Here is a 26339-nt window from a genome sequence, read left to right on the forward strand (position 1 = left end):
TCTTTGTGGCATGAAGCTAAATGTAGATAAATATAAACTGGCAGTGATCGTCATTTCCGTAGTGGTGGCGTTCCTGACTCATTTCCCGGAAATGATCTCCCTGTTCGATCATTCCGGGCAGGATAACCTGTTTCCGGGGATGCGGCTGGCCGATGTTGCCAACGAGGTTTTTTTCACGTTCATTTCCCTGCTGATCCTGTTTACGCTCAACACTTTGTTGTTCGGGTTTAACCGGGCGACGGCACGTATCACCTGGCTGAAGATGATGCTGTCTTTTATCATGACCTGGGTAATGAGTAACTTGTTGGGACAGGGGTTTGTCTTCCTGCATCATCATTTCGATATCCCGGCCATCGATGCGATGGTGCATCATTATCTGCATCCATTGCGTGACTTTATCATCACCTGTATTGTGACAGGCAGTTGTTATATGATCCATCTGATCCGCAAAAGCCAGCAGGTGTTGATCGAGAACCAGCAGTTGCGGACGGAGAACCTGGTCAATCAATACGAAGCCCTGAAGAACCAACTGAATCCCCACATGCTTTTCAATTCGCTGAATACGCTGCGTTCGCTGATCCGCGAAACACCCGATAAAGCCCAGGATTATCTGCAGGAACTATCCCGTGTGCTTCGTTATACCTTGCAGGAGAACGAATGCCAGAGTGTTACTTTGCAGGAAGAGATGGAGTTTGTCGATGCGTACCTGTTTCTGTTGAAGATGCGTTATGAAGATAATCTGTCGTTCGATATCCGGATTGAGGAAGGGGCTATGCTTTGTCAGCTCCCGCCTATGTCGGTTCAGTTGCTGGTTGAAAATGCCGTCAAGCATAATGAGATCAGTAACCGCCATCCGCTGACCATCCGGATCTGTTCGGAGGGGAAACACTTAACGGTCGGTAATCCGATCCAGCGTAAACTGACGGCCAGCAGCGGCATGCGGATCGGTTTGTCGAACCTGGCAAAACGCTACCGCCTGCTATTTAAAGAGGAGATCGAAGTGCGTGAAGATAATAATACATTTACTGTAACCATTCCATTGATATGAATGCATTAATCATTGAAGACGAGAAAGCGGCCGTTCGCAATCTGAAGGCGCTCCTGTGTGATGAGGCTCCCGACATAGAGATCATAGCCGTGCTGGATAGTATTACTGAAAGTGTCGAATGGTTTCGTGCCAATCCGATGCCGGAATTGATCTTCCTGGATATTCATCTGGCCGACGGTTCTTCTTTTGAAATATTCGAGCATGTCGATATCACCTGTCCGATCATCTTTACGACCGCTTATGATGAATATGCCCTGCGTGCTTTCAAGGTGAACAGCATCGATTATCTGTTAAAGCCTATCGGGCAAAGCGATATCCGTAAAGCGATCGGTAAATTGAGACAACTGAAAGCCGAGTTGCCGGTGAAAGAACCGGATTACAGCAGCCTTATCAATGTACTGAAGCGGCAGGAGAGTTACAAAACCCATTTCCTTGTTCCGGTCAAAGGGGATAAACTACTTCCTTTGTCTGTCGATATGATCCTGTTTTTTTATATCCATGAAGGAAATGTAAAGGCAGTTGTGACGGACGGGAAAGAATATACTTTTACACAAACACTGGATGAATTGTCGGATTGCCTGAATCCGAATCTGTTCTTTCGCGTAAACCGTCAATATCTAATCTCCCGAAAGGCAGTTCTGGATATCGACCTTTGGTTTAACGGACGTTTGTCGGTCAATCTGAAGGTGCCTGTCGCGGAGAAGATATTGGTCAGTAAAGTTCGTGTTTCCGAATTTAAGGAATGGTTCACAGGATCTACTACAACTTCTTTTTAAGCGTAAAGAAGAAAGTAACTCCTTTTCCCGGGCTGCTCTTGGCAGATATCTGGCCTTTGTGGAAATTAACGCCGTTCTTTACGATCGACAATCCCAGGCCGGTTCCGCCTACCTTGCGGCTTCGTCCCTTATCTACACGGTAGAAACGTTCGAAGATGCGGTTGATGTGCTCTTCCGAAATACCCGTTCCGTTATCTGCGAAGCTGAAATAATAGAATTTAGGATCTTCCTTGTAACAGTTGATCGTGATCTTGCACCCTTCTCCCGCATAAGCAATCGCATTGTCATACAGGTTGCGGAAGATGGAATACAACAAAGAGTAATTACCATGAATAGTCGGATCACCCGGCAGGATGATTTCGGATGTGATCTGCTTTTCTTCCATTTCTTTCGAGCATTCCTTTTGTATCTCACTGATCAGCCTGGAGATATTCGTGTCGGCCAGATCGAACAGTTCGGAAGCCTCATCCAACCGGTTCAATACGGAGATATCGCGTAGAAGACCCGTCAGGCGGGTACTTTGCGAGTAGCAACGTTCGAGGAAGAACTGACGCTTGTCTTCTGCCAACTCCGGATTGCTGATGATCGTTTCAAGATATCCCTGTATACTGCTGACTGGGGTTTTCAGCTCGTGTGCTACGTTTTGCGTCAGCTGGCGTTTCATACGGCTTTCTTCTTCCTGGCGGGAAATATCGTTGATCGATATCTCGTAACTGTTATCCAGGAACAGGATACATTCGATCAGGAAAATCTTTCCGTTCTTATCGACAGTCGCCGACTCGCGCAATACTTTCCGCTTCCGGTTCGTATTGGGGATATTCTTATTCAAAAATGCTTTGATCGGTTCCAGTTCCTGGATGTCGACCACCTCTTCCGCCTGGCGGATCTGGCTGTCGGAAACCACGTTGAAGAACTGGATAAAGAGAATATTGGAAAGGATCTCTTTCCCTTCTGCGGTAAACATGGCAAACCCTTCTTTGGCATACTGGAAGTGCTTGATCAGTTTCTCACGTTCCATCGAAAGTTCATCTTTTGCTTTTTGCTGGCGATGGTATAAAGTGATGATATTCCTCGATATATCGCCCAGCTCATCGTTGGGGAACATGTAATCCGTTTCCGGTATCCTGTCCTTCTCTATATTCAGGGCAAAATCCCGTAGTTTGGATATCGTTCGCCCGATGCTGAAAGTGAAACGGGAGAGGACGAAGAAGAAGATCAGGGTCATCAGCACCATGAAATAAATAAAGTCCTTGTCGGTCGACAGGGCACTTTGTACATACGGATCGTAAGGTAGTGCCGAACGATAGATGTAACCGCCGATATTGCTGGCCGAATAAAAATATCTTCTACCTGTCGAGCCGGATGTGCGGATGGCAAAACCGTCATTATATAAACGGGCTTTGCGTACCTCGCTGCGGTCGTTATGGTTGTTGAACTCTTCGGTTCCGCTGTTATCGAAAAGCACTTTCCCTTCCGGATTGATGATCGTCACACGTAAATCCTTCTGCGGAATATCTTCAATGAACTGCTTTACGGTTTTGTCAATATCGGTGCCTTGCTGTTGTGTACGTCGGAATAGCTGGTAATTATAGTTACTTAATACATTATTCAACTTCTCCTGTGAGAATTCGCGCTCCCGCTGATACTGAAACAACAGAAAGCAGACCGTAAATCCCAGAAACATCACAAAAACAGACCAGAACAACCGTTGGCTGAACGGTATTCTGCTCTTCATATTCTCTCTCTTTACCATAATTCAAATGACGGGTATTAGCATTCAAAACAATAACCGAAGCCGAGGCGGGTGACAATGTTTTTTCCGTAAGGGCCGATCTTTTTCCGAAGGCGGGTGATATTCACGTCAATGGTGCGATCCAGTACATATACTTCATCTTTCCAGATGCGCGACAGGATTTCTTCACGTGAAAATACATTCCCTTTGTTTTCCAGCAATAGTTTTAATATCTCAAACTCTTTTTTGGTCAACGGAATTTCTTTCCCGTCGACAGAAGCCTTGATACGTTTTATATCCAGTGCCAGTGTCTCGTATTCTAGAAGTTCGTTTACGGTAGCTTTCTCTTTTTCTGTAGTTCTGCGTAACACGGCCTTAACACGTGCGACAACCTGCCGGATGGAAAACGGTTTTGAAATATAATCGTCTGCACCCAGATTGAAGCCGGTCAGCATATCGTTTTCCGTATCTTTGGCTGTCAGGAAGATGATAGGCGTGTTAGCCGTGCTTTCGTCTTTCCTTAAAATGCTGGCCATTTTGAATCCGGAGATTTCTCCCATCATCACATCGAGTAAAAGTAACTGATATACGGATAGGTCTTTCTTAAGTGCTTCTTCCGCGCTGAAAGCGGTATCTACTTCATATCCTTCTATTTCCAGATTGAATTTGAGGATCTCGCACAAGTCCTCTTCGTCGTCCACAACAAGAATTCGGGGCATGTCCATAGTCTTTTTTATTTATATTGAAATGAAAAACTCATTTCATTGTTTACAAAATTAATTATTTTCCTGCAAAGGAACGCCATTGTTGTTTCGGATGGATGAAATAGATGTTACATTTGTGTTAAGATAAAGGTTCGGTTCAATAATAATTTACTAGAAACGACAACCTGCGTTGCCGTTTCTAGCTTTTTAAAACGGATCTATTACTTTTTACCGTTCATCGCTTCTAGTAAGAACTTTCCCGGTTTGAACTTCACGGTTGTTCTTGGCTTGATCATAACAGGCTCACCTGTTTTGGGATTACGAGCCAAGCGACTAGTTTGAGGTCTGGGTATTAATGTTCCAAACCCAATAAGAACGACTTCTTCGTTGTTGGACATTTTTTCAGTCACGATCTCCATGTAAGCATCTAATACTTTAGCTGCTTTTTGCTTTTTCAATCCGGCTCTTTCAGCCAGTTCTGCAATCAGTTCTGCTTTGTTCATAGGTGATTTTTTAATAATTAATAATGTTGCATCAATCAAAACTTTGCAAAGATAATAAAAAGACTGTCTTAGTGAACAGTCCTATAAAACAAAAAGTCTACTTTCACAAGTAGACTTTTTAATTCTTATAATGACCAATACCTTTACCTAAAACGAGAGGTCTTAACCTCAAATATTACTTTGTCACAAATATAAATATAGTTTTTGATAAATGCAAACGTTATCGCTCTTTTTTCAAGACGTATGTGAAAGTAGAAGTGACTTGTATCAACTGAAACTGGGAAAAATGCAACCAAAATGTAATCGAACAGTAAAAAGGTTGTCATTTTGCTCCGGTTATATCATAAATTAGAATGTTTTTCCATTAAATATTCGCTGCTTTTCGATGAAAAATGTTATATTTGTGGACAAGTGTAAAAGTCTGAGCTTCTTCATCTGTTATTTGCGATTCGGGAAATGAACTATCCTTAATATAATGTAATCCCTTTGAATAAGCGATCTGAGACTTGAATTATTCCAATCTATTAAAAAGCAGTGATGTTTATGATTAAAAGAAAAGAACTAACGTACGACAATTCTTATTTACTAAAAGTATTTAACAGAGACTTTCCTCATTTGGTAGCAATGGCGGAAGAGAGCAGGAACATAAAATTGTTCAGAGAGGCTCTACGATCGTTTGTGTCTTCCAGGATAGCTGTCAATGAAGGAGGTGGTAATATGGGAAATGCCGTCGCGAAACGTATTTTACTTTTAATAGAATATGACGGTTCCCCGATCGATGAACTATCGACGGGACAGGAGCTGTCGATACAAACGATAACCTATCTATGGCAATTACTGGCAGGTAAACTTACGGATGAGGTTTCTTCTGATCTGTTTATCGATCTTTACCATCAGTTCAAGTTGTTGGAGCATCCGGAAACGATTGAAACAGACCGTTCGCTGGTGAAACGACAAATGAACCGTTGGCCGACTGGTTTGGATGAAGAGGTCATCGCTATTCGTGAAGCCAATAAAGAACGTATTATAAAACGGCTGATCCGGAAGATAGAACGCCGTACGGCCCCTTCTTCCCGTTACCAGTTTACCCCCGAAATGAGTTATGAGGAAAAGTATAATCAGGTTCGGGAATGGTGGGATACGGCACGTTTCCATTTGTCGATGGCTATAAAAAGCCCGACTGAGCTGAACTATTTTCTGGGTGAATCCCTTTCGGAAGAAATGATGCATTTGTTGCTACGTGCCAAAAAGAAAGGAATGCCATTCTTCGTTACTCCTTATTATTTGTCTTTGCTGAATCCGGGGACAGAAGGATTTGACGACGAAACTGTCCGTTCCTATATACTTTACTCGAATGAGCTGGTAGATACCTATGGCAGTATCAAAGCCTGGGAAAAAGAGGACATCGTGGAAGCCGGCAAACCGAATGCCGCCGGATGGCTGTTGCCTGAAGGACATAATATCCATCGCCGTTACCCGGAAGTAGCCATTCTGATACCCGACTCGATGGGACGCGCCTGTGGCGGTCTCTGTGCTTCCTGCCAGCGCATGTATGACTTCCAGAGCGAACGGCTGAACTTCGATTTTGAAGCGTTGAAGCCGAAAGAAACCTGGGATAAGAAACTTCGCCGGTTGATGCATTATTTCGAAGAAGATGCCCAGTTGCGGGATATCCTGATCACCGGAGGGGATGCTTTGATGAGCCAGAATGCGACCTTACGTAAAATATTGGAAGCAGTCTATAAGATGGCTGTCCGCAAGCGTAAAGCCAACGAGGATCGCCCGGAAGGTGAAAAGCTGGCTGAATTGCAGCGGGTTCGTTTGGGATCGCGTCTGCTGGCTTACCTGCCTTTGCGTATTACCGACGAACTGGTGGCAATCCTGAAAGAGTTTAAGGATAAGGCATCGGCAGTCGGTGTATCACAGTTTATTATTCAGACACATTTTCAGTCTCCATTAGAAGTAACACCGGAGGCTAAGCGGGCTATCCGGGCGATATTGGATGCCGGATGGGTCATAACAAATCAGCTGGTGTATACGGTTGCTGCTTCCCGTCGCGGACATACGGCTAAACTGCGGCAGACACTTAACTCTGTCGGGGTGATTTGCTATTATACATTCTCTGTCAAAGGATTTAACGAGAACTATGCCGTGTTCACACCCAACAGCCGTTCACTTCAGGAACAATATGAAGAAAAGATCTTCGGGAGAGTACCTGAAAATAAGCTGGCAGAATTAGATGATATCGTAACCAATAAACGTCCTTTAGGAAAGAAGCTTGTCAATTTCCTGAAAGAGAATCATCTGCTGTTTGCAGCGACAGACCGTAGCGTGTTGAATCTGCCGGCCATAGGTAAGAGTATGACTTTTAAAACGGTGGGACTCACCTTGGAAGGAAAACGTATCCTTAAGTTCGATCATGATACAGGACGCCGTCACAGCCCGATCATTAATAAAATGGGAGAGGTTTTTATTGTCGAAAATAAATCGGTGGCAGCCTATCTCCGGCAGTTGGAAGAAATGGGAGAGGATGTAAAGGAATATCGAAGTATCTGGAATTATTGTGAAGGGGTAACCGAACCGCGTTTCAGCCTGTACGAATATCCCGGTTATCCGTTTGCCATCACAGAAAAGATGACAAATCTTGAACTTGAAAACGAGTAAAAGTGTATCTTTGTTCCTGCTAAACCAATAATAAGATGATACAAAACGAAAGAGAGATACGACACGAACACGTGTTAACAGCTGTACGTCAGATGATGACCGCTGCCCGGACAGCTCCAAAAGGGAAAGGTATTGACATTATAGAAATGGCTATGGTGACCGGCGAAGATATCCATCAGCTGTCTGAAGAGATGCTGAAAGTGGCTGCGGAAACCGGATTAAAGTTTTTCCTGCGTGATGCGGACAATATACTGAGTGCAGAAGCCGTAGTCATATTGGGTACTGGCCAGCAGGTACAAGGATTGAATTGCGCACATTGCGGGTTTGATACCTGCGTAGAGAAACCGGCAACGGTTCCATGCACCATTAATTCGGTGGATCTGGGGATTGCCATCGGCTCTGCCTGCGCTACCGCTTCCGATCTGCGTCTGGATACCCGCGTCATGTTCAGTGCCGGGCTGGCTGCCCAGCGTCTGGGATGGTTGGGAGAAGAGAGCAAATGTGTAATGGCTATCCCTGTCAGTGCCTCTTCTAAAAACCCGTTCTTCGATCGTAAACCGAAAGAACAACCCGTAAAGTAATTAGCAGGATTTTGGATAAATAACATGATGACTCTATGATAAAGTTTGCAAACAAACTTGAACTTCGTTATTCTTTTAACGATAAGTCCGGCTATATGGACGCTATGATCAAACACCGTTGTGAAAAGGAGATACTTTCCATGATCCGTGTGTTGGCTGATATGTTGGATGTGAAGATGACTGCCCATTGCGAACCTGTTCTACAGGAAGGCGGATACAGGGTTGTATGGCCGATAGGCGGTGAAAGTTCCCGTGCTATCTCCGTGGTATTGAATATATTGATGCAGGTTCTGACGCGTCCGACCCTGTCGGTTGGAGGACAACCCATTGCCGACCGGACAAACGCCGATGAGGAGAATATGCAGAAGGAAATAGCGCTGCTGAAGCGTTCTCTCAAGTTGAAACAGGTCGGTGCACTCATCCCGCGCGAGCTGATCGAGCTTTTATCTTCATGGCCGAAGTTCAGCAAATGCAAGTCCAATTTTTATGAAGCGCTGAAAGGTTATCCCAAGGTGACAAAGATAAACGTGCGCGAATTGAACGAGAACAACCGCAGCCGCTCCGGTTCGTTGGAAGTGAAACGTGAACAGTTTGATTACTTTATCCTGCGTTCGGACGACCTGCCTACGATCAAAGATAACAAAGCGACGATCGAAATCATTTCACCTGTGTTGAAAGATAGCCGTTACCGTTGGAAAGGTATTTATAACAAGGGAGGCGAAACGATCGACTTCTATATGTGCGACGAAGATTTTAAAAAGCAGATGTTCGACGAAAAGATATCCTTCACCAGCGGCATGTGCATCGACTGCGTATTGGAAATTGCACGTAAGCTAAGCGAATTGGGCGAAACGATCAACGTCAGCTATACGGTGACTACGGTGATCCGTACCCGCTTCGACAAACTTGAAATCGTTACTCCCCAGGGCAAGCGCCACTTGCGCAAGCTGGAAGCGGAGAAGAAACAACTTACACTCGACTTATTTGGCTAACTTTTCCTATCTTTACGCCAAATCTTAAAGATGTATGGCTAAGACAAAAACAGTATATGTCTGCTCCAATTGCGGAGCAGACTCTCCTAAATGGGTGGGCAAATGTCCTAATTGCGGCGAATGGAACACGTATGTGGAAGAGATCGTTGCTACCAAAGAACCTTCGGCAAAACATATTATCCCCGGAATAACCGATAACGAAAAAGTGCGTCCGGTCTTATTGCGCGACATCACTTCCGAAGAAGAATCTCGTATCGATCTGAAAGATGAGGAGCTGAACCGTGTCCTCGGTGGCGGTCTGGTGAAAGGTTCGCTGGTGCTGATTGGTGGTGAACCGGGTATCGGTAAGTCTACGCTGGTGCTGCAAACCGTCCTGGGGTTGAACGGGCTAAAGACGTTGTACGTATCCGGTGAAGAAAGCAGCCGCCAGCTCAAACTGCGTGCCGACCGTCTGGCTCACGAAAATCCCGACTGTTTCATCCTTTGTGAAACAAACCTCGAACAAATCTTCGTGCAAGCTCGAAACGTACAGCCGGATCTGATGATTATCGACTCTATCCAGACAATTTATACGGAGATCGTGGAGTCGTCACCCGGTAGCGTCTCACAGGTACGTGAGTGTAGCGCAGCTATCCTGAAATATGCCAAGGAGAGCGGTGTGCCTGTTTTGCTGATCGGCCATATTAATAAGGAAGGAAGCATTGCCGGGCCTAAGGTATTGGAGCATATTGTCGACACGGTGCTTCAGTTTGAAGGCGACCAACATTATATGTACCGCATTCTGCGCAGTATCAAAAACCGTTTCGGCAGTACGGCGGAACTCGGTATCTACGAAATGCGGCAGAACGGTTTACGCGAGGTCAGCAATCCCTCTGAATTATTGCTTACCCAAAATCACGAAGGACTGAGCGGTGTGACTATTGCTGCTGCGATCGAAGGTATCCGTCCTTTCCTGATCGAAACGCAGGCATTGGTAAGCTCGGCCGTTTATGGTACGCCGCAACGCAGCGCAACGGGGTTTGATCTCCGGCGAATGAATATGTTGCTGGCTGTCCTTGAGAAACGGGCCGGGTTTAAACTGATACAAAAAGATGTGTTCCTCAATATTGCCGGAGGTTTGAAAGTAAACGATCCGGCCATCGACCTGGCTGTTATCAGTGCCGTGCTTTCGTCGAGTCTCGATATCAGTATCGAACAGGGAGTATGTATGTGTGGCGAAGTCGGCCTGTCGGGCGAGATACGTCCGGTCAACCGTATTGAGCAGCGTATCCTTGAAGCGGAGAAGCTGGGCTTTTCACGTATAATCATTCCTCATAACAACCTGAAAGGTTTCGATGTCGCTAAATGCAAAATACAGATTATACAGGTAAAGAAAGTAGAGGAAGCTTTCCGGCACCTGTTCGGATAACCTCTTTTCCCCATTAACAAGCAAATAAATAATGATACAAGAATTACAACTCCGTATCCTGCCGGAAGAAGCAGTCAATGAGCAATCTCTGAAACAGGTCGTTGCGCGCGAAACCGGCGCTTCTCTGAAAGATATACAAGCAGTACGGCTATTGAAGCGTTCTATCGATGCGCGCCAGCGTACGATTTATGTAAACGTTAAGCTACGTGCATTTATCAATGAACAACCGGAAGAAGCGGAATTCCAGTCGGTGGAATATAAAGATGTATCCGGCGGCAAACAAGTGGTTGTGGTCGGTACCGGCCCCGGAGGACTTTTTGCTGCCCTGCGCCTGATCGAACTGGGGTTGCGTCCTGTCATCGTCGAACGTGGAAAGAATGTGCGCGACCGGAAGAAAGATATCGCACTGATCAGCCGTGAGCATGTAGTGAACAGTGAATCGAACTACAGTTTCGGGGAAGGTGGTGCCGGTGCCTATTCGGATGGCAAATTATATACCCGCAGCAAGAAACGCGGTTCGGTCGATAAGATACTGAATGTCTTTTGCCAGCATGGTGCCAGTACCTCTATCCTGGCAGATGCCCATCCGCATATCGGGACGGATAAACTACCGCGTGTAATAGAAAATATCCGTGAACAAATTATCCGCTGTGGAGGCGAAGTGCATTTCGAGACCCGTATGGATGCCTTGATCCTGAAGGATAATGAAGTGATCGGTATAGAAACCAATACGGGAAAGGCATTCTACGGCCCGGTTATCCTGGCTACAGGCCATTCGGCTCGCGATGTCTATCAATATCTTTATCAGCAGCAGATACCTATCGAAGCAAAAGGTATTGCCGTGGGAGTCCGTCTGGAACATCCCCAGGAGTTGATCGACCAGATACAATACCATCGTAAGGAGGGCAGGGGAAAATATCTTCCGGCAGCCGAATATAGTTTTGTTACGCAGGCAAACGGGAGAGGCGTATATTCTTTCTGTATGTGCCCGGGCGGGTTTGTCGTTCCCGCTGCGAGTGGCCCGAAGCAAGTTGTTGTCAACGGGATGTCTCCTTCCAATCGGGGTTCGCGTTGGTCGAATTCAGGGATGGTGGTAGAGATCCGTCCTGAAGATTATCCCGAATTGATGAAACATGAAGAAATGAAAGTCCCGGCCGACTCCCCTTTAGCCCTGATGGCTTTCCAGGAGCGGCTGGAAGAAGTATGCTGGTTGAACGGTGGCATGAAACAAACGGCACCGGCCCAGCGCATGAATGATTTCGTAACGAAGAAAAACTCGTTCGATCTGCCGGAATCTTCTTATACACCGGGACTGCTGGCTTCTCCGCTTCATTTCTGGATGCCGGAATTTGTAACCAGCCGTTTGCGGGATGGCTTCCGTTATTTTGGAAAAGTATCGAAAGGGTTCCTTACCAATGACGCTCTGATGATAGGAGTGGAGACACGTACCTCTTCACCGGTTCGTATTCTTCGCGACCGTGACAGTTACCAGCATGTAACGATCAAAGGGCTTTTCCCCTGTGGCGAAGGTGCCGGTTATGCCGGTGGCATTGTGTCGGCAGCAATCGACGGAGAACGCTGTGCGGAAGGGGCGGCTCTTGTCGCTGACTCGACGTCCTCTTGTCGCTGACTTGACGTCCTCTTGTCAGCGACAAGAGGCGCGGAGCTTTTCAATCTCATTCATCAGATTAACCCTTTCCAACGAGAAAGTAGTATCGTGTGCTTGTAGGTATTCCAGCAACTCTTTAGCCCGTACGAGCATATCGGGTTGGTTTTTCGGTTGCTGATAACTATCTTCAATCAAAGTCTTGATGGCGATCTCAAGACGCAAGACACCGCTTTTCTCTTCATTGTCGAGGAAACGGAGGATATCGTCGGGAGCCGTTGTCATCAGGAAATCCGGAGTCAGTTTCAAGTTCTCGTAAACGGTCTGTATCAGTTCCGGATTTTTCCCGGCTGCATTGTTATTACGGTTGAAGATCACCTGGGCGATCATTTTGCCCAGTTCTTCTATCTGTACCATGATCAAATCTCTTTTTAGCATAATGGATGGGGGTTATTCTACGGTTACACTTATAATTCTTATATCTTTTTTAGGACGGTCGTACTGGTCTTTAGGCTGATTGGCAATCGTATCCAATACATCGAAACCTTCCGTTACCTCGCCGAAGATCGTATAAATACCATCCAGGTGATGACAGCCTCCGATTGTTGTATAGGCTTTCCGCTGTTCGTCGGTAAAGAGCAGATGGCCGGGCGTTGCCTGTATCATCGAGTCTATCTTTATATTGATGGCTTTGATACGTTTGCTGTATTCCCGTTTGTTCGTCTGTTTCTGCATTTTCAGTTCTACGGCTACAGGACGGTAAAATTTATCGAGCGCTTTTTTACGAATATCTTGGTTAGCGATCAATTCCAATGTGTCCAACTCGCCGTTGCGGTACACTTTTCCCTGTACGATAAAGAACTGCGACATATCCGATTTCTTCTGCGGGTTTACATCGTCATTCTGCCGGGGAGCGGCCAGGGCCCCTCGCTTATGGAAATATTTATCGTTCATCTCCGGCATGATCTCGGCAGACGAATCACCGAAACCGCAACGAGCTCCCGGAGGTGCTGTTTTAGAATCGGGGGCACCGCCCTGTATCATAAACTCTTTGATAACGCGGGTGAACAGCGTGCCGTTAAACTCACCTTGCCGTGCCCGGTTGACGAATGCGCGGACATGATTAGGCACGTCATCATATAGTTGCGCCTTCATAGTTCCGACGTTTGTCTGGATAGTGACTGTTTTTCCAGCGTTTTGCGCCTGAGCAGTTCCCAGGCTGGCTAACAATACCAAAATCAGGTAATATATCTTATTCATGCTCCAGTTTTTATTTGTCGGGTAAAGATAGCATTTATGTTGTTAAACACAAACTAAATGGTTACCTTTGGCGACTTTATTAAATAGTGACAAGGTTTTTTAATATTAGAATATGAATTGGATCAATGATTTATTATGGGGAGAAGGCATCGGCCACTCCATCCTGTTGCTGTCGTTTGTGATAGCGGCCGGAATTCAATTGGGTAAAATTAAGGTGTTTGGCGTGTCGTTAGGCATCACACTGGTTTTGTTTGTGGGGATCATTCTCGGACATTTCGGTTTTACGATCAACCACAATGTGATTCACTTTTTTAAAGAGTTCGGTCTTATTCTGTTCGTGTACTCTGTGGGTATGCAGGTAGGGCCGGGGTTCTTCTCCTCATTCAAGAAAGGAGGAGTGACACTTAACTTGTTGGCTTGCGGGATTGTGTTCCTGGGAGTGCTCACAGCTATTATCCTGCATTACACGACCGGTATCCCAATGCCGACTATGGTGGGGATTTTGTCGGGAGCAGTAACGAATACTCCGGGTCTGGGTGCAGCGCAGCAGGCTTATTCCGACATGTATGGTGCAGCGGATAATACAATTGCCCTGGGATATGCTGTCGCTTATCCGTTGGGTGTGATCGGTATTATTCTTTCAATCATGTTTATCCGTTATGCGTTCCGCGTAAACTTCGATAAAGAGAGCGAACAGTTGAATAATGAGGATTCTTCCCATGCCAACGAAGCGAAACCTATTTCGCTGGTGGTAAAGAACCCGGCTATATTCGGGAAAACGGTAGGGGAGTTGTCCGGTTTACTGGAACACCGCGATTTCGTTATATCCCGTATCTGGCACGACAGTGACAAGCAGATTGAGATAGCCTCTGCCAATGTGGTATTGCACGAGAACGATAAGGTTTTTGTAATTACCACCGAGCAGGATGCTGAAACGATTAAGACATTTGTCGGAGAGGTGATCGATATGGAACGCAAACAATGGATCCGTATGGAAAGCCAGTTCATCAACCGCCGTATCCTGGTTACGAAACCGGAACTGAACGGTAAACGTCTCGGACAGTTGAAACTGCGCCAGTTATACGGTATCAATATCACCCGTATCACCCGTGCCGGCGTGGATCTGGTAGCCACCCCGCATCTGACACTTCAGGTGGGCGACCGTGTAAATGTGGTAGGTACTGAAACGGCCGTTACAAATGTAGAAAAGGTACTGGGTAACTCTATGAAGCGCCTGAACGAACCGAACCTGATTACGATCTTTATCGGTATCGCACTGGGTATCGTGCTGGGTAGCATACCTATTACTTTCCCGGGTATTCCGCAACCTGTGAAACTGGGATTGGCCGGTGGCCCGTTGATCGTGGCTATCCTGATCAGCCGTTTCGGTTATAAATATAAGTTGGTCACTTATACGACTCAGAGCGCAAACCTGATGTTGCGTGAGATCGGTATAACCCTTTTCCTTGCCTGTGTCGGTATCAGTGCCGGGGATGGTTTTGTAGATACGATCGTGAATAACGGTGGCTTTGCCTGGATCGGCTATGGTTTTATCATCACAACTGTTCCGTTGCTGATTATCGGTTGCATCGGTCGTTATTTTTGTAAAGTGAACTATTTTACGCTGATGGGGCTTATTGCAGGTAGCACGACCGACCCGCCCGCTTTGGCCTACTCGAACGCGACAGCCGGTAACGATGCCCCTTCCGTAGGATACGCAACCGTTTATCCGCTGACCATGTTCCTGCGCGTGCTTACGGCACAGTTGCTGATCTTGTTCTTTGCGTAAAGACAATCCGTATATATATGTATTAAAAGGTACTCATCGTGGGTACCTTTTTTGTATATATATGGAATATTTCTCTACCTTTGCTAGCGTATCACTAAAATTAAAACGAGTTATGGAAGTAAAATATCCTATCGGCATACAGAACTTTGAGAAACTTCGTAAAGAGGGCTTCATCTATGTCGATAAAACAGAGCTGATTTATCGATTGGTAACCACTGGTAGTTATTACTTCCTGAGCCGTCCCCGCCGTTTCGGAAAAAGCCTGCTTATCTCCACGCTCGAGGCTTATTTTCAAGGAAAGAAAGAGTTGTTTGAAGACTTAGCGATCGAGAAGCTGGAGAAAGACTGGATACAATATCCTGTGTTGCACATGGATCTCAATGCTGAGAAGTTCGATTCGCAGGAAAGACTCGAACAAATACTGGATCGTCATTTATTTTTATGGGAAGACTCTTGGGGGACAGACGCTCGGGAGAATACTTTCTCAGCCCGTTTTACTGGAGTAATTCGCCGTGCCTTCCAACAGACCGGGCGGCCTGTCGTTATCTTGATTGATGAATACGACAAGCCGATGTTGCAAGCCCTCGATAATGATGAACTGCAGAAGGAGTTTCGTGATACGTTGAAAGCCTTCTACGGCGTGATGAAAAGCATGGACGGCTATATCAAATTTGCTTTCCTGACCGGAGTTACTAAGTTCGGTAAGGTCAGCGTGTTCAGCGACTTAAATAACCTGAACGATATCTCGATGTGGGAACCGTATATTTCCCTCTGTGGTATCAATGAAGAAGAACTGCATGCCTATTTTGAAGAAGATATCCATGTGCTTGCTGCCGCAGGGCAAATGGGTTATGAGGAGACTTGTGCCGAGTTGAAGGAATGTTACGATGGTTATCATTTCGTAGAGAACAGTCCCGGTATCTATAATCCTTTCAGCCTGCTTAACACCTTTTCCAAACGTAAATTTGGTAGTTATTGGTTTGAAACCGGTACCCCCACCTATCTGGTAGACCTGCTGAAACGTTCGCATTACAACCTTTATAATATGGCACATACAGAGACAGACTCGGATGTGCTGAACAGTATCGATTCCACTTCTACCAACCCGATCCCTGTAATCTATCAAAGCGGTTACCTCACGATCAAAGGGTACGACCGCCGTTTCGGCATCTATCGCCTGGGCTTTCCCAACCGGGAAGTAGAAGAAGGTTTTATGAAGTTTCTGCTCCCTTTTTATGCCGATACCGACAAGGTGGAGGTGCCGTTCCATATTGTAAAATTCGTTCAGGAAGTGGAAAGTGGCGATTACAATGCTTTCTTTCGCCGCCTGCAAAGTCTCTTTGCCGATACTCCTTACGAGCTGGTGCGTGATCTGGAGCTTCATTATCAGAATGTCCTGTTCATTGTCTGCAAACTGATCGGCTTCTATGTGAAAGCCGAATACCATACATCGGAAGGCCGTATCGACCTGGTGCTGCAGACAGATCGTTTTATCTATGTCATGGAATTTAAGCTGGACGGAACAACCGATAATGCTTTACAGCAAATTGAAGAAAAGGACTACGCTTTACCTTTCGCTTCCGATCCCCGTAAACTTTTTAAGATCGGAGTGAATTTCAGTACAAAGACACGTAATATTGCGGATTGGAAAGTTATATAAAAAGGTGAACTGACGAATCACCTTAATAAAATCTATATACGTATAATAAATACCATAGTTCTACTTGAACTCTGTTATTATTAAGCCCCAAAGCTAGCCATTATTTTGGTTTAAGCAAAAAGATAAGGGGTAAATGTCGTTTATCATTGGAAATATATGGCTTAGATGCTATTTTGTGCCTGTTTTAGAGTGAGTTCAAGTAGGACTAAATCACTCACTAGTATGACTAAGTATGCATTGATAAACAGACATCTAAAACCGGCCTTTAATTTGCCGTATTCCTTAAAACACATCTTTTCCCGGTTGTTTTCTACTGACAATCTACCCGTTGGTACACTATTTCCTCACTTTTCGGGCAGCCTATGGCTACTTTGCCTGCTATTGAGCGGGGTATTTTCGCCTCTGCATGCGCAGTCGGGCAACTTTGAAGGAGGGGTTACGGAAGAAGGTGGAAGTACCCTGACGGAGTATAGCCTGATAATAGAAACCAACGGCCTGACATCCGGTAAGAAGGTAACGATTACTGTGGCAGGAGATGATATAACAGGAAGTGCTTCTTCCTATACCATTAAACCCGGTACAGGCGTGACGGTTACGCTCTCTGATCCTCTGCCGGAAGGTGTTACGCTGATCTCCCTGTTGGGAACTTCTACCAGCGGTAACTGGTTTCTCAACCCGTTGGAGAGTTTGCCGAAAACATTTTCTTTTACAATGCCCGCTACCGACATAACGCTTCATTTCGACTTTAAAGTAGAAGATCAGCCCGTCCCTGATCCCGGCCCATCTCCAACGCCGGAGCCCGATCCCGAACCGACCATCTACCACACCGTCACCCTTCCCGAAGTGGAAGGTGCCGTGACCGACCCTGTCGCCGGAGAGTATCTCGTGGCAGACTTTTCGTCATTCAGTTTCTACCTGACGCTGAAAGAAGGTTATACGCAATCCGTTCCGGTGGTCGGCACCGACCTGGGTGAGACACTTACCCCTAACAGCCTGGGAAGATATCGTATCTTTCCTGTACGCAGCGACATAAAAGTTTCGATCGACGGTATCCGTCCCGACCTTCCGCCGGTGGCCAACGAACGTGTCGACGCACCCGACGATATCTGCATCCACACTGTGCAAGGACAGCTTCAGATAGAAAGTAATTCTACTTCTTCCCTATACATATATAATATAGGTGGTTCATTGCTGAAAACATTTCCGCTGACAGTGGGTGGGCAAACCTTTACACTGCCCCGCGGCACTTATCTTCTTCGTATTGGCGGCAACGGCTACAAAGTAATCCTCTAAAACAAACAAAATATGAATAACCGAATCATACAAATAGGCGCCCTGGCAGTATGGCTCTTTGCCGGAGGATGCAGTAATGAAAGCTGCCTTGTATCGGAGCCGACTGTCAGGGGTGAAATCACTATTCAGACCCGTGCGGACGAAGTGGGGGAGTATCGCCTGCTGGCATTCAATGCCGGTAATGGTATCTGTGCACTTAACCAAATTATTAAGGCCGACGGGGCGGCAACAACCTTATCGCTGGCCGGTGGTAATTACAAATTTGTCACTCTCACCGGAGCCAGTCAGTTTGATTTGCCGGAGGCCGGAACGACCGACGGTCTTTCTTTGTCGGGTGCCATCACTTTGAAAACGGATCAATCTCTAAAATCATGCAAAATCAGCAAAGTAGAAGAGATATCGATTCCGGCAGCCTCTGTCTATGCTGCTGAGTTGGTACCGGCTACCTGCCTGGTAACTCTGACGATGGTTAATGAAGCTATGTTACCATCAGGTCAGACTTTTGCCTGTATCCTAAAAAATATGTATAACGGTATTTGTCCGGACGGTTCGACTCCAGGGACAACTCTGTCAGCTGGATATAAACTGTCTACCGAAAAAGAAACTATCTGTTTTCCGACAAACGGAAATGCTGTCCTGACCTGTCAGATAGGGACGGGAGCAGTACAGGAACTTGTACTGAACAAAACATTTATTGCAGGAATGTCCTATACCGTGACCCTGACCTATAAGGGGAGCTTTGCTCTGAAAGACCTAGAAATCAAGGAGTGGGGTGGTGTGGGTAACGAACATGATGGAGACGCAGAAATTCCCTGACAACTCCATGCGTATGTGGGTGGTCGATACATACGTATGTAAGGGGGCGCTACATACGTATGCGGGAGGGTGTTACATACGTATGTAGCAGATGCCTGCATACGTATGCAGCCGACGCTTACTTACTATGCAACTCTCGTCCGCCCGGTGAGTAGTCCCCTCGCACATACGCAGGCAGCAGCCTCTCCCATACGGAGGTAGCAACCGACAACTAACGTATGCAGCCATACAACAGAGATAGCGACAACGATATATAAACACTTTAAATGAATAATCCATGAAGTACAAATTAGTACCGAGGGCAAACCCGCAGAAGCGCGACGACCCTCCCAAACTTTTTGCCCAGCCGGTGTACGACGGTGCCGTGAATACGAATTTCATCGGCCGCCAGATAGCCGGCCGTTCATCACTAACGATAGGTGATATCATGAATGTGTTAAGTAATTTCTTTGATGAAATCCCCACCTACCTGCTCCTGGGGCAGACGGTGAAACTCGACGGACTGGGAACCTTCCGCCTTTCCTTCACCAGCGACGGTGCCGACACGGAAGATACCTTTAAAGTAGGTTCGATAAAAAATGCCCGTATCCTGTTCACGCCCGACCCTGCGTTCCGCAAACGCATCGTCGACGAGATCCGGTATACCATCCAGCACAGAGACGACAACCAGCAGAGTGGCGGTAGTGGCAGTGGTGGTAGTGGCGGCGAAGACGACCGTCCGGTTATCGAATAAACCCTATTCTCTGATCCGGCTCTTCCTTTTGTCGCTTGGGAGGGCTGCTTCGGAGAAACAATCCCGTTCCCGTGCCCGACACGGGATCGTAGAAGCACACAAACAAAACATAATGATATGAACATCAAAACAACTCATTTAGCCTTCGTGCTATTCGTCCTCCTCTCGTCCTCCTGCAGCACGGAGATAAGCACAAAGGATAATGCACTTCCTGATGGGAAATACCCTCTTACCTTTACTTCGTCGGTAGAAGCAATGGTAGAAACGCGCGCAAATACAACTGATGGCGGATGGACTGCCGACGATCGAATTGCCGTCAGGGTAGAAGGAGAAGACGAAGTAAAAGAATACAGTTATGGTAATGACGCAACCTTTACCGTTGTGTCCGGTGATCCTTTTTATTGGACAAGTTCGGAGGAAACGAAGTCCGTCAGTGCATGGTATTGCGGTACAGGCTATAGCGGTTCACTACCGGAAACTTGGTCGGTACAGTCCGACCAAAGTAACAACGGCTACCAGCAAAGCGATTTTCTCTATGCTCCGGCACAGGAGATAATGTTTAGTGACGTTTCCAAGTCCCTGGCATTTTACCACCAGACCGCCCGTGTGGTGATAAACATCAAAAAGGCTGACGCTGCTACAAATGCCGATCAGATCAACAGTGTTGTTATCGGTTATACTGACAATCTTGCGCTTTCGGGTACATACACCGCCCCAGTGGGTACAGGCGTTACCGTTGGCACTTGGGCACCCGCTACCAATGGTTCCGGCATGGGCACCATCACCCCGAAGGAAATCACCGCTTCCGGCAGTGATATTCTGAAAACCTATACCGCCCTCGTTATTCCGCAGAATATGCAGAACAAGGAATTCTTTGTCATAACGTTGAGCGATAGCAAGGTTTATTATTATACTCCTACTGGCAGCAACGAAGCCAAGCTCGAAAGCGGCCAGGTCTATACCTACAACGTAACGGTGAAAAGCGAAAAGATCGATGTCGTAACCGTAGATGACAGTAGTGGTAGTTGGGACGGAGGAGGAGGCTCGGAGGATATAACTAGTACCCCTATCCCCTAATGATAAAACTATCCTCGTAGGGGTACTCTGTCCCTACAAGGTAGATTATATTGATTTAATTCATTTCAAACAACAACTTATTCAAACCATCATACAAAATGAAACGAAACATATTACTCAACACCTCCTTTTTCTTGCTGTTGGCTTTTGGTCTGTTCCTCCCTTCCTGTTCGGAAGAATTTCCGGGGAATGATCCGGTCTCTGCCGGTCAAACTATCCGCATCTGTGTCGATGATAGCGGTTACAGCCCTGCACCTCCGCAAACGCGTGCATCAGAAGAAAATCTTAAAACCGTCTTTACTGCCGGTGATAAGATCGGAGTCTTTGCCGTACAAGATGGCGAGATAAAAGTAGATGTGAAAAATATCTGCCTGACCGCTTCTACTGACAACGGCAGTTTGGTTTGGCAGTCCGACGATGGTTTAAGTATGTATCCGGATGCAACCTACTATGCTTACTATCCTTGGCAGGACAACTTGACTGGCGAGCTTGTCCCCACTGCTGGTAATGCCGACGATTTCTTTGCCAACGTCATAACCGCTTGGTCTCCGGCTGACGATCAAAGCGATTACACTAACTACACCGCGCAGGATCTGATGATAGCCCAAGGCTCCCTCTCCAACAAAAAACTAACCTTCTCTATGGCACATCAGATGTCATTGGTGGTGATAGAATTGCCAAAGGCGAATTTAAAGCTCTCTAACGATGAAAGTTATACATGGATATCCGATATACCTGACATGAGGTTTGAATTTAACCCCTGCCGTATGAGCGACGGTACTTATCGCTACTTGGTAAAGCCTTCTGCATCCGACGGACTTTCCGGTAGTTATATCAATGGTAGCAACGCCGAAGTCACATGGACGGTTACTCCTTCTGTCTCTGGTGGTAAGTATAAAACCTATAAAGTAGATGGAGGAAGCAGTACGATAATAGATAAACCTTATACCCTGCAAGCCGGTGACTTTTTCATGAAGGACGGCTCTTTAGTGGGTAAGGATGTTTCTTTGACCGCCGACCAGAAAGCCGCCTGTATCGGCATTGTTTTTTGGGTGGGCGATCCAACAAAAGACAAGCATACTACTGCTGTTACCGGTACTAACGACCGCTGGGGTACAACATTATCTGCCTTCGGAGACCCCGCCTTAAAGAGCGAGTATCCCGAATGCACGCATGGTTTGGTGGTTGCCTTGAAGGATGCCGGTAGGGTGAGATGGCAGGAGACTCCTGCAAGCGTCAGCAATTGGATGACTAATTCTATCGGTTACGAGAAGATTGTATCTAGCGCAGATCCTACCGCTCCTGTCAACAAAATCCGGGGGTATAATAATACGAAAGCCATCGAGGCATATAACGCAGAGTGCAGTGAGTTCAATAAAGTTCTTCCCATATCGTGCATAGCTACCTACGCTACCGAAGTGCCTGCCCCTGGCAGTAGTAGCGGTTGGTATTTCCCGTCTGCCAAAGAACTAAGTCTTCTTTGGCAAGACATCAATAGTATTTATTATAATGACCCCGGTAAGATAAATAAGCAGGAGGATGTGGAGATTATGGTTAATAGTTCATTAAATAAGCTTGGAGCACCATTTACGACAGCTTTCAACGGCATCTATTGGTCGAGTACGGAGTATAGCAGTAACGGCTACATGTGGTACACGGACTTCTCCGAAGGCAAGGTGCGGAACATGACGGGTAACTATGCCTATGGTGTCCGTCCCATTCTTGCTTTCTGATCTTATTTATCTCTCTATCAATAAATATTCGCCATACTCACCAGCGGCTCATACAGCTTCTCGATGTCCTGTGCATCTATTTCGAGCGTAAGCTGGTCGCCGGGCAGGATCGTCTGGCCGCTTGGGGGGAAGTTTTTACGGTCGCGGTGGATGTTGATGATCAGGCAGTTGTTCGGTAGATGCAGGGTGTCGATCGCTTTGCCGTCGAAGTAGGAGCCGGCCATCACTTCGACATCGAGCTGCAGTCGTTTCTCCTCCTGGAAGAGCGGCTTTTTTATCATCTCCTCGTAAAACATTACATTGAATGGCTTTATCTCCAATAGTTCGGTGAAGTAGTAAGTCAATCCCCCGACAACGATCGAAGGGTAGAACACTTCAAAATGCCCCGTAATCTCCGTGATCAGGATGATCGCCGTGATAGGGGTACGGACAACAGCCACCAGGAAAGCAGCCATCCCGATCAGCATCACATAACTGATATTTTCGGGAGCGATGACCCCATGCTGCACTAACAGGAGTGCGCATATCTTTCCCAACAACCCACCCGTAACGAGTGTCGGAATGAAACTCCCACCGGGTAATCCCGAAGAGAAGGAATAAACGGTGAATACCACATGTAAGAGCATCATCCCGGTAATCCACAGGATGCTTTGCGTGCCTCCCAGCGCCTGCTCCATAAGAAATTGTTCTCCGCCACCGGTCAGGTCGGTCAATGTCAGTGAAATAATGTAGGCCATGACCAACAGTCCCAGTAGTTTGATATATTCCGGCTGCTTTATGGCAGGATAGATCCTTTTAACATAGAGCATCAATAGCGAATAGAACTTCCCGAAGATGGAGACGACAATGGCAAACAACAGGAACAATTTGATCTGTAAAGAGAAGGTCAGGTCAGGAGCTACCGCCTGTATCTCATGGTAAGGATTGATCGGAAAGATCATATTGGCAATCGCACCGGCTACTACTCCGGCCAGTATCGTGGTAATAGCCGTCTTGGGAGCATCAAAACGTTCGATCGACTCGATCACCAGTGTCGTGGCAGCCAGCGGGGCGGCAAAAGCAGCCGCCAGTCCTGCACCGGCACCCGCTGCCAACAGTTGTTTGCGTTCGCCGCTCAGGATATGACCCCATTTGCTGACCAGGTCGCCTATGTAGGAACCCATTTGTACGGATGGCCCTTCCCGTCCCATCGAAAGGCCGCTGCTCAGCGTCAATACTCCGCCGACAAACTTTGCCAGCAATTGCCGGAGTGAGTGTTTATATACGATCCTGCCGTTGATAGCCCCGCGTGTTTGCGAGATACCACCGCCACCAATGAACGGCCAGCGTTTTACCAGTCGCGAGACAAATATAAGTACCGCCCAAAGCGTGAAGAAAGCGACTACATGGAGATACCAGGGAGGAGACGACTCGAAGAAGTCTTTCCGGTAATTATAGAATAACTGCAACAGGAAATGATACGGTACTGCCACCAGACCGGTGAGCAGTCCCACGATGAGACTCACGAAATAGAGCCTGGCATCTACTAGTTTCAGCTTTAATATCCTCCAGTTTACCTTCATAAGCTCGATAAAAACAAGCCCGGCGTAGCTTTGGTTCTGGTCTCCAACCAAATAATTGTCAATTGTCAATGGGCAACTGTCAATTTTTATTACATTTGCCGGTACAAATCTTTAAACCATATTAATACCATGAGACATTTATTTTTAGGAAAACTATTTGTTGTGTTGGTTTCCATGTTGTGTGTGTGTTCGGTATCGGCCAGGAAACCCATCAGGACTTTATTGATAACAGGGCAGAATAACCATAACTGGCAGGTTAGCCATGTGGTGCTGAAGCAAATACTCGAAAACTCCGGTCGTTTCTCTGTCGATTTCGCGGTTTCTCCTTCCCAGGGAAAAGATATGTCGGGCTTTGTGCTCGATTTTACCCCTTACGAATTGGTGGTACTCGATTATAATGGCGACTCCTGGCCGGAAGAAACAAATAAACGTTTCCTCGATTACGTGCAGGGTGGCGGTGGAGTAGTGGTCTACCACGCAGCCGACAACGCTTTCTCCCAGTGGCCGGAATTTAATAAGATCTGTGCTTTGGGTGGTTGGGAAAACCGTAATGAAAACGCAGGCCCGTATGTATACTGGCAGGATGGCAAACTGGTCAAGGATAGTTCTGCCGGCCCCGGAGGTTCGCATGGCAATCAGCATGAGTATGTTCTGAACGGACGCGATAAGGTACACCCGATCGTAAAAGGATTACCTTTGAAATGGCGCCACACTAAGGATGAATTGTACGACCGTATGCGTGGGCCTGGTAATATCGGTGCTCTCCTTTATACCGCTTATTCGGAGAAGGAAACAGGCGGCTCAGGCCGTGAAGAACCGCTGATCTTTACAGTGGATTACGGTAATGCCCGTATTTTCCACACGATGCTGGGACATGCCGGTGAAACAGCCGAGAATAATACAGCCATGCAATGTACAGGTTTTCAGGTCTTATTACTGCGTGGTGCCGAGTGGGCTGCTACCGGAAAAGTCACCCAGAAAGTCCCGAAAGATTTCCCGACCGAGAGCCAATGCTCTTACCGGAAAGATTATAAGGAACAGAAATAAATCAATAATATAAAGTTGTTTCTTTTACGGAAAAGCCCCTCGAAGTCAAACAACTTCGAGGGGCTTTTCACTTATATATAGTTCATTATAGGGTTATTCGCTTCTCAATGTATCAGCCGGAGCAATCCGTGAGGACAGGTAGGCGGGATACCAGGCGCCGAGCAGGATGACCAAAGCCATGAATAAATAGGTCAGCAGTAGGCCGAAGAAGATTCGTAAGAATGTAATATCCATGATGTTTGTTCCGATAAACTCCATTTTTGCCAGGTTGACACAGATGATAACAGCGGGGATGGCTACCAGGCTTAGCAACAGCCAGCCTTCACCGATCATCATCATCAATATCTGCTTGCGGGTAGCACCAACGGCCAGCCGTAAGCCGATTTCCGGTTTGCGGTATTCGTTGCGGAACCAGAAAGTACCGATAATGCCGAGGAAGATGTTGAAGATAAGGAATACCATGAAAGCTACCCGGTAACGGATGGCGTCTGTCACGCCATTCGTAAGATATAGTTTATTCCGTAAATCAGTGTATGGGACTACTCTGGATAGTAAAAAATTACCAATGTTGAGCTGTTCCCTCATATCATGCTCGAATTTCTCTATAAATTCCTTTTTATTGAGTCCCGGTTTTACCCGCATGCTGATCCCTAAGGCTCCTACCAACTGTCGTTCGTTCCATTCGATGAAGTAGGATGTAGGTAGCAGAAAATAAGCGGCCCTTTCTTCTCGGCTGTAGTCATCGCGTTTTAATGCTCCGCAAACACCGCCTACATGGACGGAGGAATTGTCGCCGATATAGATTGACTTTCCTTTGGCATCCTTACCGGGGAAAAGAGCTTCTGCCAGTTTGCGTGAAATGATAATGCTTTTCTCTGTCAAAGCATTTTTTAGAGATGACGGATCTCCACCGCCAAGTGGCTCGACTTTGAATACATCGAAATAAGAAGGAGTTACCGGCAGGTATTGGTACTGTACTTTCTCTATGCTGTCTTTTCCCATCTGATTATCCATGTAGCTGGGGTTATAAGGGCTGCTGTCGAGTGTCAGGCATACATCTTCAACCTGAGGATATTTACGGATGCGTTCTATGATGGAAAGATACTGGCTACCAGCCTCCTCGACATTTTCATAGCGAATATAATGAGGGCTACTCTGCGGTACGGTTGCAAGACGTACCTGATATGTATCTTTTATATTGTATGCACTATCGATGGAATCTGCATATCTGATCGTTGTAAAGTAATCCATGATATACCACAGGAGGATGAATACCAGGAATAATTCGGCTGCAATCCAGACGTTCTGCCGGCGTTGCTTCCATATAAGTTTAAAAAGGTGTTGTACCATGGCTC

At 46.5% G+C, this 26339-nt stretch carries 22 protein-coding genes; 15 read left to right on the plus strand and 7 right to left on the minus strand.

Features of this window, described 5'->3' with window-relative positions:
- Nucleotides 1-10: 10 nt before the first annotated feature.
- Entirely contained in the window at nt 11-1048 is a 1038-nt protein-coding gene (locus HMPREF1212_RS09710; RefSeq protein WP_046149226.1) for a sensor histidine kinase, read from the plus strand.
- Complete coding sequence (locus tag HMPREF1212_RS09715) at nt 1045-1824, plus strand: LytR/AlgR family response regulator transcription factor (protein ID WP_046149227.1); 780 nt, start codon at nt 1045-1047, stop codon at nt 1822-1824. The genes HMPREF1212_RS09710 and HMPREF1212_RS09715 overlap by 4 nt, the downstream gene beginning before the upstream one ends.
- Here HMPREF1212_RS09715 and HMPREF1212_RS09720 read toward each other — a convergent pair.
- From HMPREF1212_RS09720 to HMPREF1212_RS09730, 3 genes are all read right to left on the minus strand, one after another.
- The gene (locus HMPREF1212_RS09720) at nt 1808-3577 is read right to left on the minus strand and encodes a sensor histidine kinase (RefSeq protein ID WP_028729092.1); all 1770 of its coding nucleotides are present in this window, start codon (nt 3575-3577) and stop codon (nt 1808-1810) included. The two genes, HMPREF1212_RS09715 and HMPREF1212_RS09720, sit on opposite strands and share 17 nt — an antisense overlap.
- Nucleotides 3578-3594: 17 nt before the next feature.
- Entirely contained in the window at nt 3595-4281 is a 687-nt protein-coding gene (locus tag HMPREF1212_RS09725) for a response regulator transcription factor (protein WP_028729093.1), read from the minus strand.
- A 200-nt stretch (nt 4282-4481) separates the two neighbouring features.
- Nucleotides 4482-4763, minus strand: coding sequence for an HU family DNA-binding protein (locus tag HMPREF1212_RS09730; RefSeq protein WP_028729094.1), 282 nt, complete (start codon nt 4761-4763; stop codon nt 4482-4484).
- Between the two features lie 543 nt (nt 4764-5306).
- Between HMPREF1212_RS09730 and HMPREF1212_RS09735 the strand changes: the two genes are divergently transcribed.
- From HMPREF1212_RS09735 to HMPREF1212_RS09755, 5 genes are read left to right on the plus strand one after another with little or no spacing between them, the layout of a single operon-like run.
- A complete protein-coding gene (locus HMPREF1212_RS09735; RefSeq protein WP_046150322.1) occupies nt 5307-7427 on the plus strand; it encodes a KamA family radical SAM protein in 2121 nt (706 codons plus the stop codon).
- Between the two features lie 35 nt (nt 7428-7462).
- Nucleotides 7463-8008 (plus strand): ferredoxin domain-containing protein, encoded by a 546-nt coding sequence (locus HMPREF1212_RS09740; protein WP_028729096.1) that lies wholly within the window; start codon nt 7463-7465, stop codon nt 8006-8008.
- 35 nt (nt 8009-8043) lie between these two features.
- Complete coding sequence (locus HMPREF1212_RS09745; protein WP_028729097.1) at nt 8044-9000, plus strand: hypothetical protein; 957 nt, start codon at nt 8044-8046, stop codon at nt 8998-9000.
- Nucleotides 9001-9034: 34 nt separating this feature from the next.
- On the plus strand, nt 9035-10408 hold the full coding sequence (gene radA / locus HMPREF1212_RS09750; RefSeq protein ID WP_028729098.1) for a DNA repair protein RadA: 1374 nt from the start codon (nt 9035-9037) through the stop codon (nt 10406-10408).
- 31 nt (nt 10409-10439) lie between these two features.
- Nucleotides 10440-12038 carry an NAD(P)/FAD-dependent oxidoreductase gene (locus tag HMPREF1212_RS09755; protein ID WP_046149228.1) on the plus strand — a complete coding sequence of 533 codons (1599 nt, stop codon included), beginning with the start codon at nt 10440-10442 and terminating at the stop codon, nt 12036-12038.
- A gap of 15 nt (nt 12039-12053) precedes the next feature.
- Here the strand turns inward: HMPREF1212_RS09755 and HMPREF1212_RS09760 are convergent, their stop codons facing one another.
- Nucleotides 12054-12431, minus strand: a complete 378-nt coding sequence (locus HMPREF1212_RS09760) for a hypothetical protein (protein WP_232430071.1) — start codon at nt 12429-12431, stop codon at nt 12054-12056.
- Between the two features lie 33 nt (nt 12432-12464).
- Complete coding sequence (locus HMPREF1212_RS09765) at nt 12465-13274, minus strand: peptidylprolyl isomerase (RefSeq protein WP_046149230.1); 810 nt, start codon at nt 13272-13274, stop codon at nt 12465-12467.
- A 112-nt stretch (nt 13275-13386) separates the two neighbouring features.
- Between HMPREF1212_RS09765 and HMPREF1212_RS09770 the strand changes: the two genes are divergently transcribed.
- From HMPREF1212_RS09770 to HMPREF1212_RS09800, 7 genes are all read left to right on the plus strand, one after another.
- Nucleotides 13387-15063: a putative transporter gene (locus HMPREF1212_RS09770; RefSeq protein ID WP_046149231.1), complete on the plus strand. Its 1677-nt coding sequence runs from the start codon at nt 13387-13389 to the stop codon at nt 15061-15063.
- Nucleotides 15064-15175: 112 nt separating this feature from the next.
- Nucleotides 15176-16723: an ATP-binding protein gene (locus tag HMPREF1212_RS09775; protein WP_046149232.1), complete on the plus strand. Its 1548-nt coding sequence runs from the start codon at nt 15176-15178 to the stop codon at nt 16721-16723.
- A 222-nt stretch (nt 16724-16945) separates the two neighbouring features.
- Nucleotides 16946-18016 carry a T9SS type A sorting domain-containing protein gene (locus tag HMPREF1212_RS09780; RefSeq protein WP_157316987.1) on the plus strand — a complete coding sequence of 357 codons (1071 nt, stop codon included), beginning with the start codon at nt 16946-16948 and terminating at the stop codon, nt 18014-18016.
- 12 nt (nt 18017-18028) lie between these two features.
- Nucleotides 18029-18832: a hypothetical protein gene (locus HMPREF1212_RS09785; RefSeq protein WP_046149234.1), complete on the plus strand. Its 804-nt coding sequence runs from the start codon at nt 18029-18031 to the stop codon at nt 18830-18832.
- 277 nt (nt 18833-19109) lie between these two features.
- Nucleotides 19110-19565, plus strand: coding sequence for an HU family DNA-binding protein (locus tag HMPREF1212_RS09790; protein ID WP_046149235.1), 456 nt, complete (start codon nt 19110-19112; stop codon nt 19563-19565).
- Between the two features lie 117 nt (nt 19566-19682).
- The gene (locus HMPREF1212_RS09795; protein WP_046149236.1) at nt 19683-20642 is read left to right on the plus strand and encodes a fimbrillin family protein; all 960 of its coding nucleotides are present in this window, start codon (nt 19683-19685) and stop codon (nt 20640-20642) included.
- Nucleotides 20643-20740: 98 nt separating this feature from the next.
- Nucleotides 20741-22375, plus strand: coding sequence for a fimbrillin family protein (locus HMPREF1212_RS09800; RefSeq protein ID WP_046149237.1), 1635 nt, complete (start codon nt 20741-20743; stop codon nt 22373-22375).
- 17 nt (nt 22376-22392) lie between these two features.
- On the opposite strand, the gene HMPREF1212_RS09805 is transcribed toward HMPREF1212_RS09800, so the two are convergent.
- On the minus strand, nt 22393-23937 hold the full coding sequence (locus tag HMPREF1212_RS09805) for a ClC family H(+)/Cl(-) exchange transporter (RefSeq protein WP_046150323.1): 1545 nt from the start codon (nt 23935-23937) through the stop codon (nt 22393-22395).
- A 129-nt stretch (nt 23938-24066) separates the two neighbouring features.
- On the opposite strand from HMPREF1212_RS09805, the gene HMPREF1212_RS09810 reads away from it, so the two are divergent.
- Nucleotides 24067-24984: a ThuA domain-containing protein gene (locus tag HMPREF1212_RS09810; protein WP_046149238.1), complete on the plus strand. Its 918-nt coding sequence runs from the start codon at nt 24067-24069 to the stop codon at nt 24982-24984.
- 93 nt (nt 24985-25077) lie between these two features.
- Here the strand turns inward: HMPREF1212_RS09810 and HMPREF1212_RS09815 are convergent, their stop codons facing one another.
- Nucleotides 25078-26334 carry an ABC transporter permease gene (locus HMPREF1212_RS09815; RefSeq protein ID WP_046149239.1) on the minus strand — a complete coding sequence of 419 codons (1257 nt, stop codon included), beginning with the start codon at nt 26332-26334 and terminating at the stop codon, nt 25078-25080.
- Nucleotides 26335-26339: the final 5 nt, after the last annotated feature.

The sequence above is a fragment of the Parabacteroides sp. HGS0025 genome (assembly GCF_000969845.1).
Classification (GTDB): domain Bacteria; phylum Bacteroidota; class Bacteroidia; order Bacteroidales; family Tannerellaceae; genus Parabacteroides; species Parabacteroides gordonii.

What these genes read in the sequence shown, in the direction of transcription:
- HMPREF1212_RS09770 (WP_046149231.1), top strand. Translation starts at nt 13,387, where the DNA reads ATGAATTGGATCAATGATTTATTATGGGGAGAAGGCATCGGCCACTCC.
- HMPREF1212_RS09795 (WP_046149236.1), top strand. Translation starts at nt 19,683, where the DNA reads ATGAACATCAAAACAACTCATTTAGCCTTCGTGCTATTCGTCCTCCTC.
- HMPREF1212_RS09760 (WP_232430071.1), bottom strand. Translation starts at nt 12,431, where the DNA reads ATGGTACAGATAGAAGAACTGGGCAAAATGATCGCCCAGGTGATCTTC.
- HMPREF1212_RS09800 (WP_046149237.1), top strand. Translation starts at nt 20,741, where the DNA reads ATGAAACGAAACATATTACTCAACACCTCCTTTTTCTTGCTGTTGGCT.
- HMPREF1212_RS09735 (WP_046150322.1), top strand. Translation starts at nt 5,307, where the DNA reads ATGATTAAAAGAAAAGAACTAACGTACGACAATTCTTATTTACTAAAA.
- HMPREF1212_RS09785 (WP_046149234.1), top strand. Translation starts at nt 18,029, where the DNA reads ATGAATAACCGAATCATACAAATAGGCGCCCTGGCAGTATGGCTCTTT.
- radA (WP_028729098.1), top strand. Translation starts at nt 9,035, where the DNA reads ATGGCTAAGACAAAAACAGTATATGTCTGCTCCAATTGCGGAGCAGAC.
- HMPREF1212_RS09710 (WP_046149226.1), top strand. Translation starts at nt 11, where the DNA reads ATGAAGCTAAATGTAGATAAATATAAACTGGCAGTGATCGTCATTTCC.
- HMPREF1212_RS09745 (WP_028729097.1), top strand. Translation starts at nt 8,044, where the DNA reads ATGATAAAGTTTGCAAACAAACTTGAACTTCGTTATTCTTTTAACGAT.
- HMPREF1212_RS09725 (WP_028729093.1), bottom strand. Translation starts at nt 4,281, where the DNA reads ATGGACATGCCCCGAATTCTTGTTGTGGACGACGAAGAGGACTTGTGC.
- HMPREF1212_RS09720 (WP_028729092.1), bottom strand. Translation starts at nt 3,577, where the DNA reads ATGGTAAAGAGAGAGAATATGAAGAGCAGAATACCGTTCAGCCAACGG.
- HMPREF1212_RS09755 (WP_046149228.1), top strand. Translation starts at nt 10,440, where the DNA reads ATGATACAAGAATTACAACTCCGTATCCTGCCGGAAGAAGCAGTCAAT.
- HMPREF1212_RS09805 (WP_046150323.1), bottom strand. Translation starts at nt 23,937, where the DNA reads ATGAAGGTAAACTGGAGGATATTAAAGCTGAAACTAGTAGATGCCAGG.
- HMPREF1212_RS09815 (WP_046149239.1), bottom strand. Translation starts at nt 26,334, where the DNA reads ATGGTACAACACCTTTTTAAACTTATATGGAAGCAACGCCGGCAGAAC.
- HMPREF1212_RS09740 (WP_028729096.1), top strand. Translation starts at nt 7,463, where the DNA reads ATGATACAAAACGAAAGAGAGATACGACACGAACACGTGTTAACAGCT.
- HMPREF1212_RS09790 (WP_046149235.1), top strand. Translation starts at nt 19,110, where the DNA reads ATGAAGTACAAATTAGTACCGAGGGCAAACCCGCAGAAGCGCGACGAC.
- HMPREF1212_RS09715 (WP_046149227.1), top strand. Translation starts at nt 1,045, where the DNA reads ATGAATGCATTAATCATTGAAGACGAGAAAGCGGCCGTTCGCAATCTG.
- HMPREF1212_RS09810 (WP_046149238.1), top strand. Translation starts at nt 24,067, where the DNA reads ATGAGACATTTATTTTTAGGAAAACTATTTGTTGTGTTGGTTTCCATG.
- HMPREF1212_RS09730 (WP_028729094.1), bottom strand. Translation starts at nt 4,763, where the DNA reads ATGAACAAAGCAGAACTGATTGCAGAACTGGCTGAAAGAGCCGGATTG.
- HMPREF1212_RS09780 (WP_157316987.1), top strand. Translation starts at nt 16,946, where the DNA reads ATGACTAAGTATGCATTGATAAACAGACATCTAAAACCGGCCTTTAAT.
- HMPREF1212_RS09775 (WP_046149232.1), top strand. Translation starts at nt 15,176, where the DNA reads ATGGAAGTAAAATATCCTATCGGCATACAGAACTTTGAGAAACTTCGT.
- HMPREF1212_RS09765 (WP_046149230.1), bottom strand. Translation starts at nt 13,274, where the DNA reads ATGAATAAGATATATTACCTGATTTTGGTATTGTTAGCCAGCCTGGGA.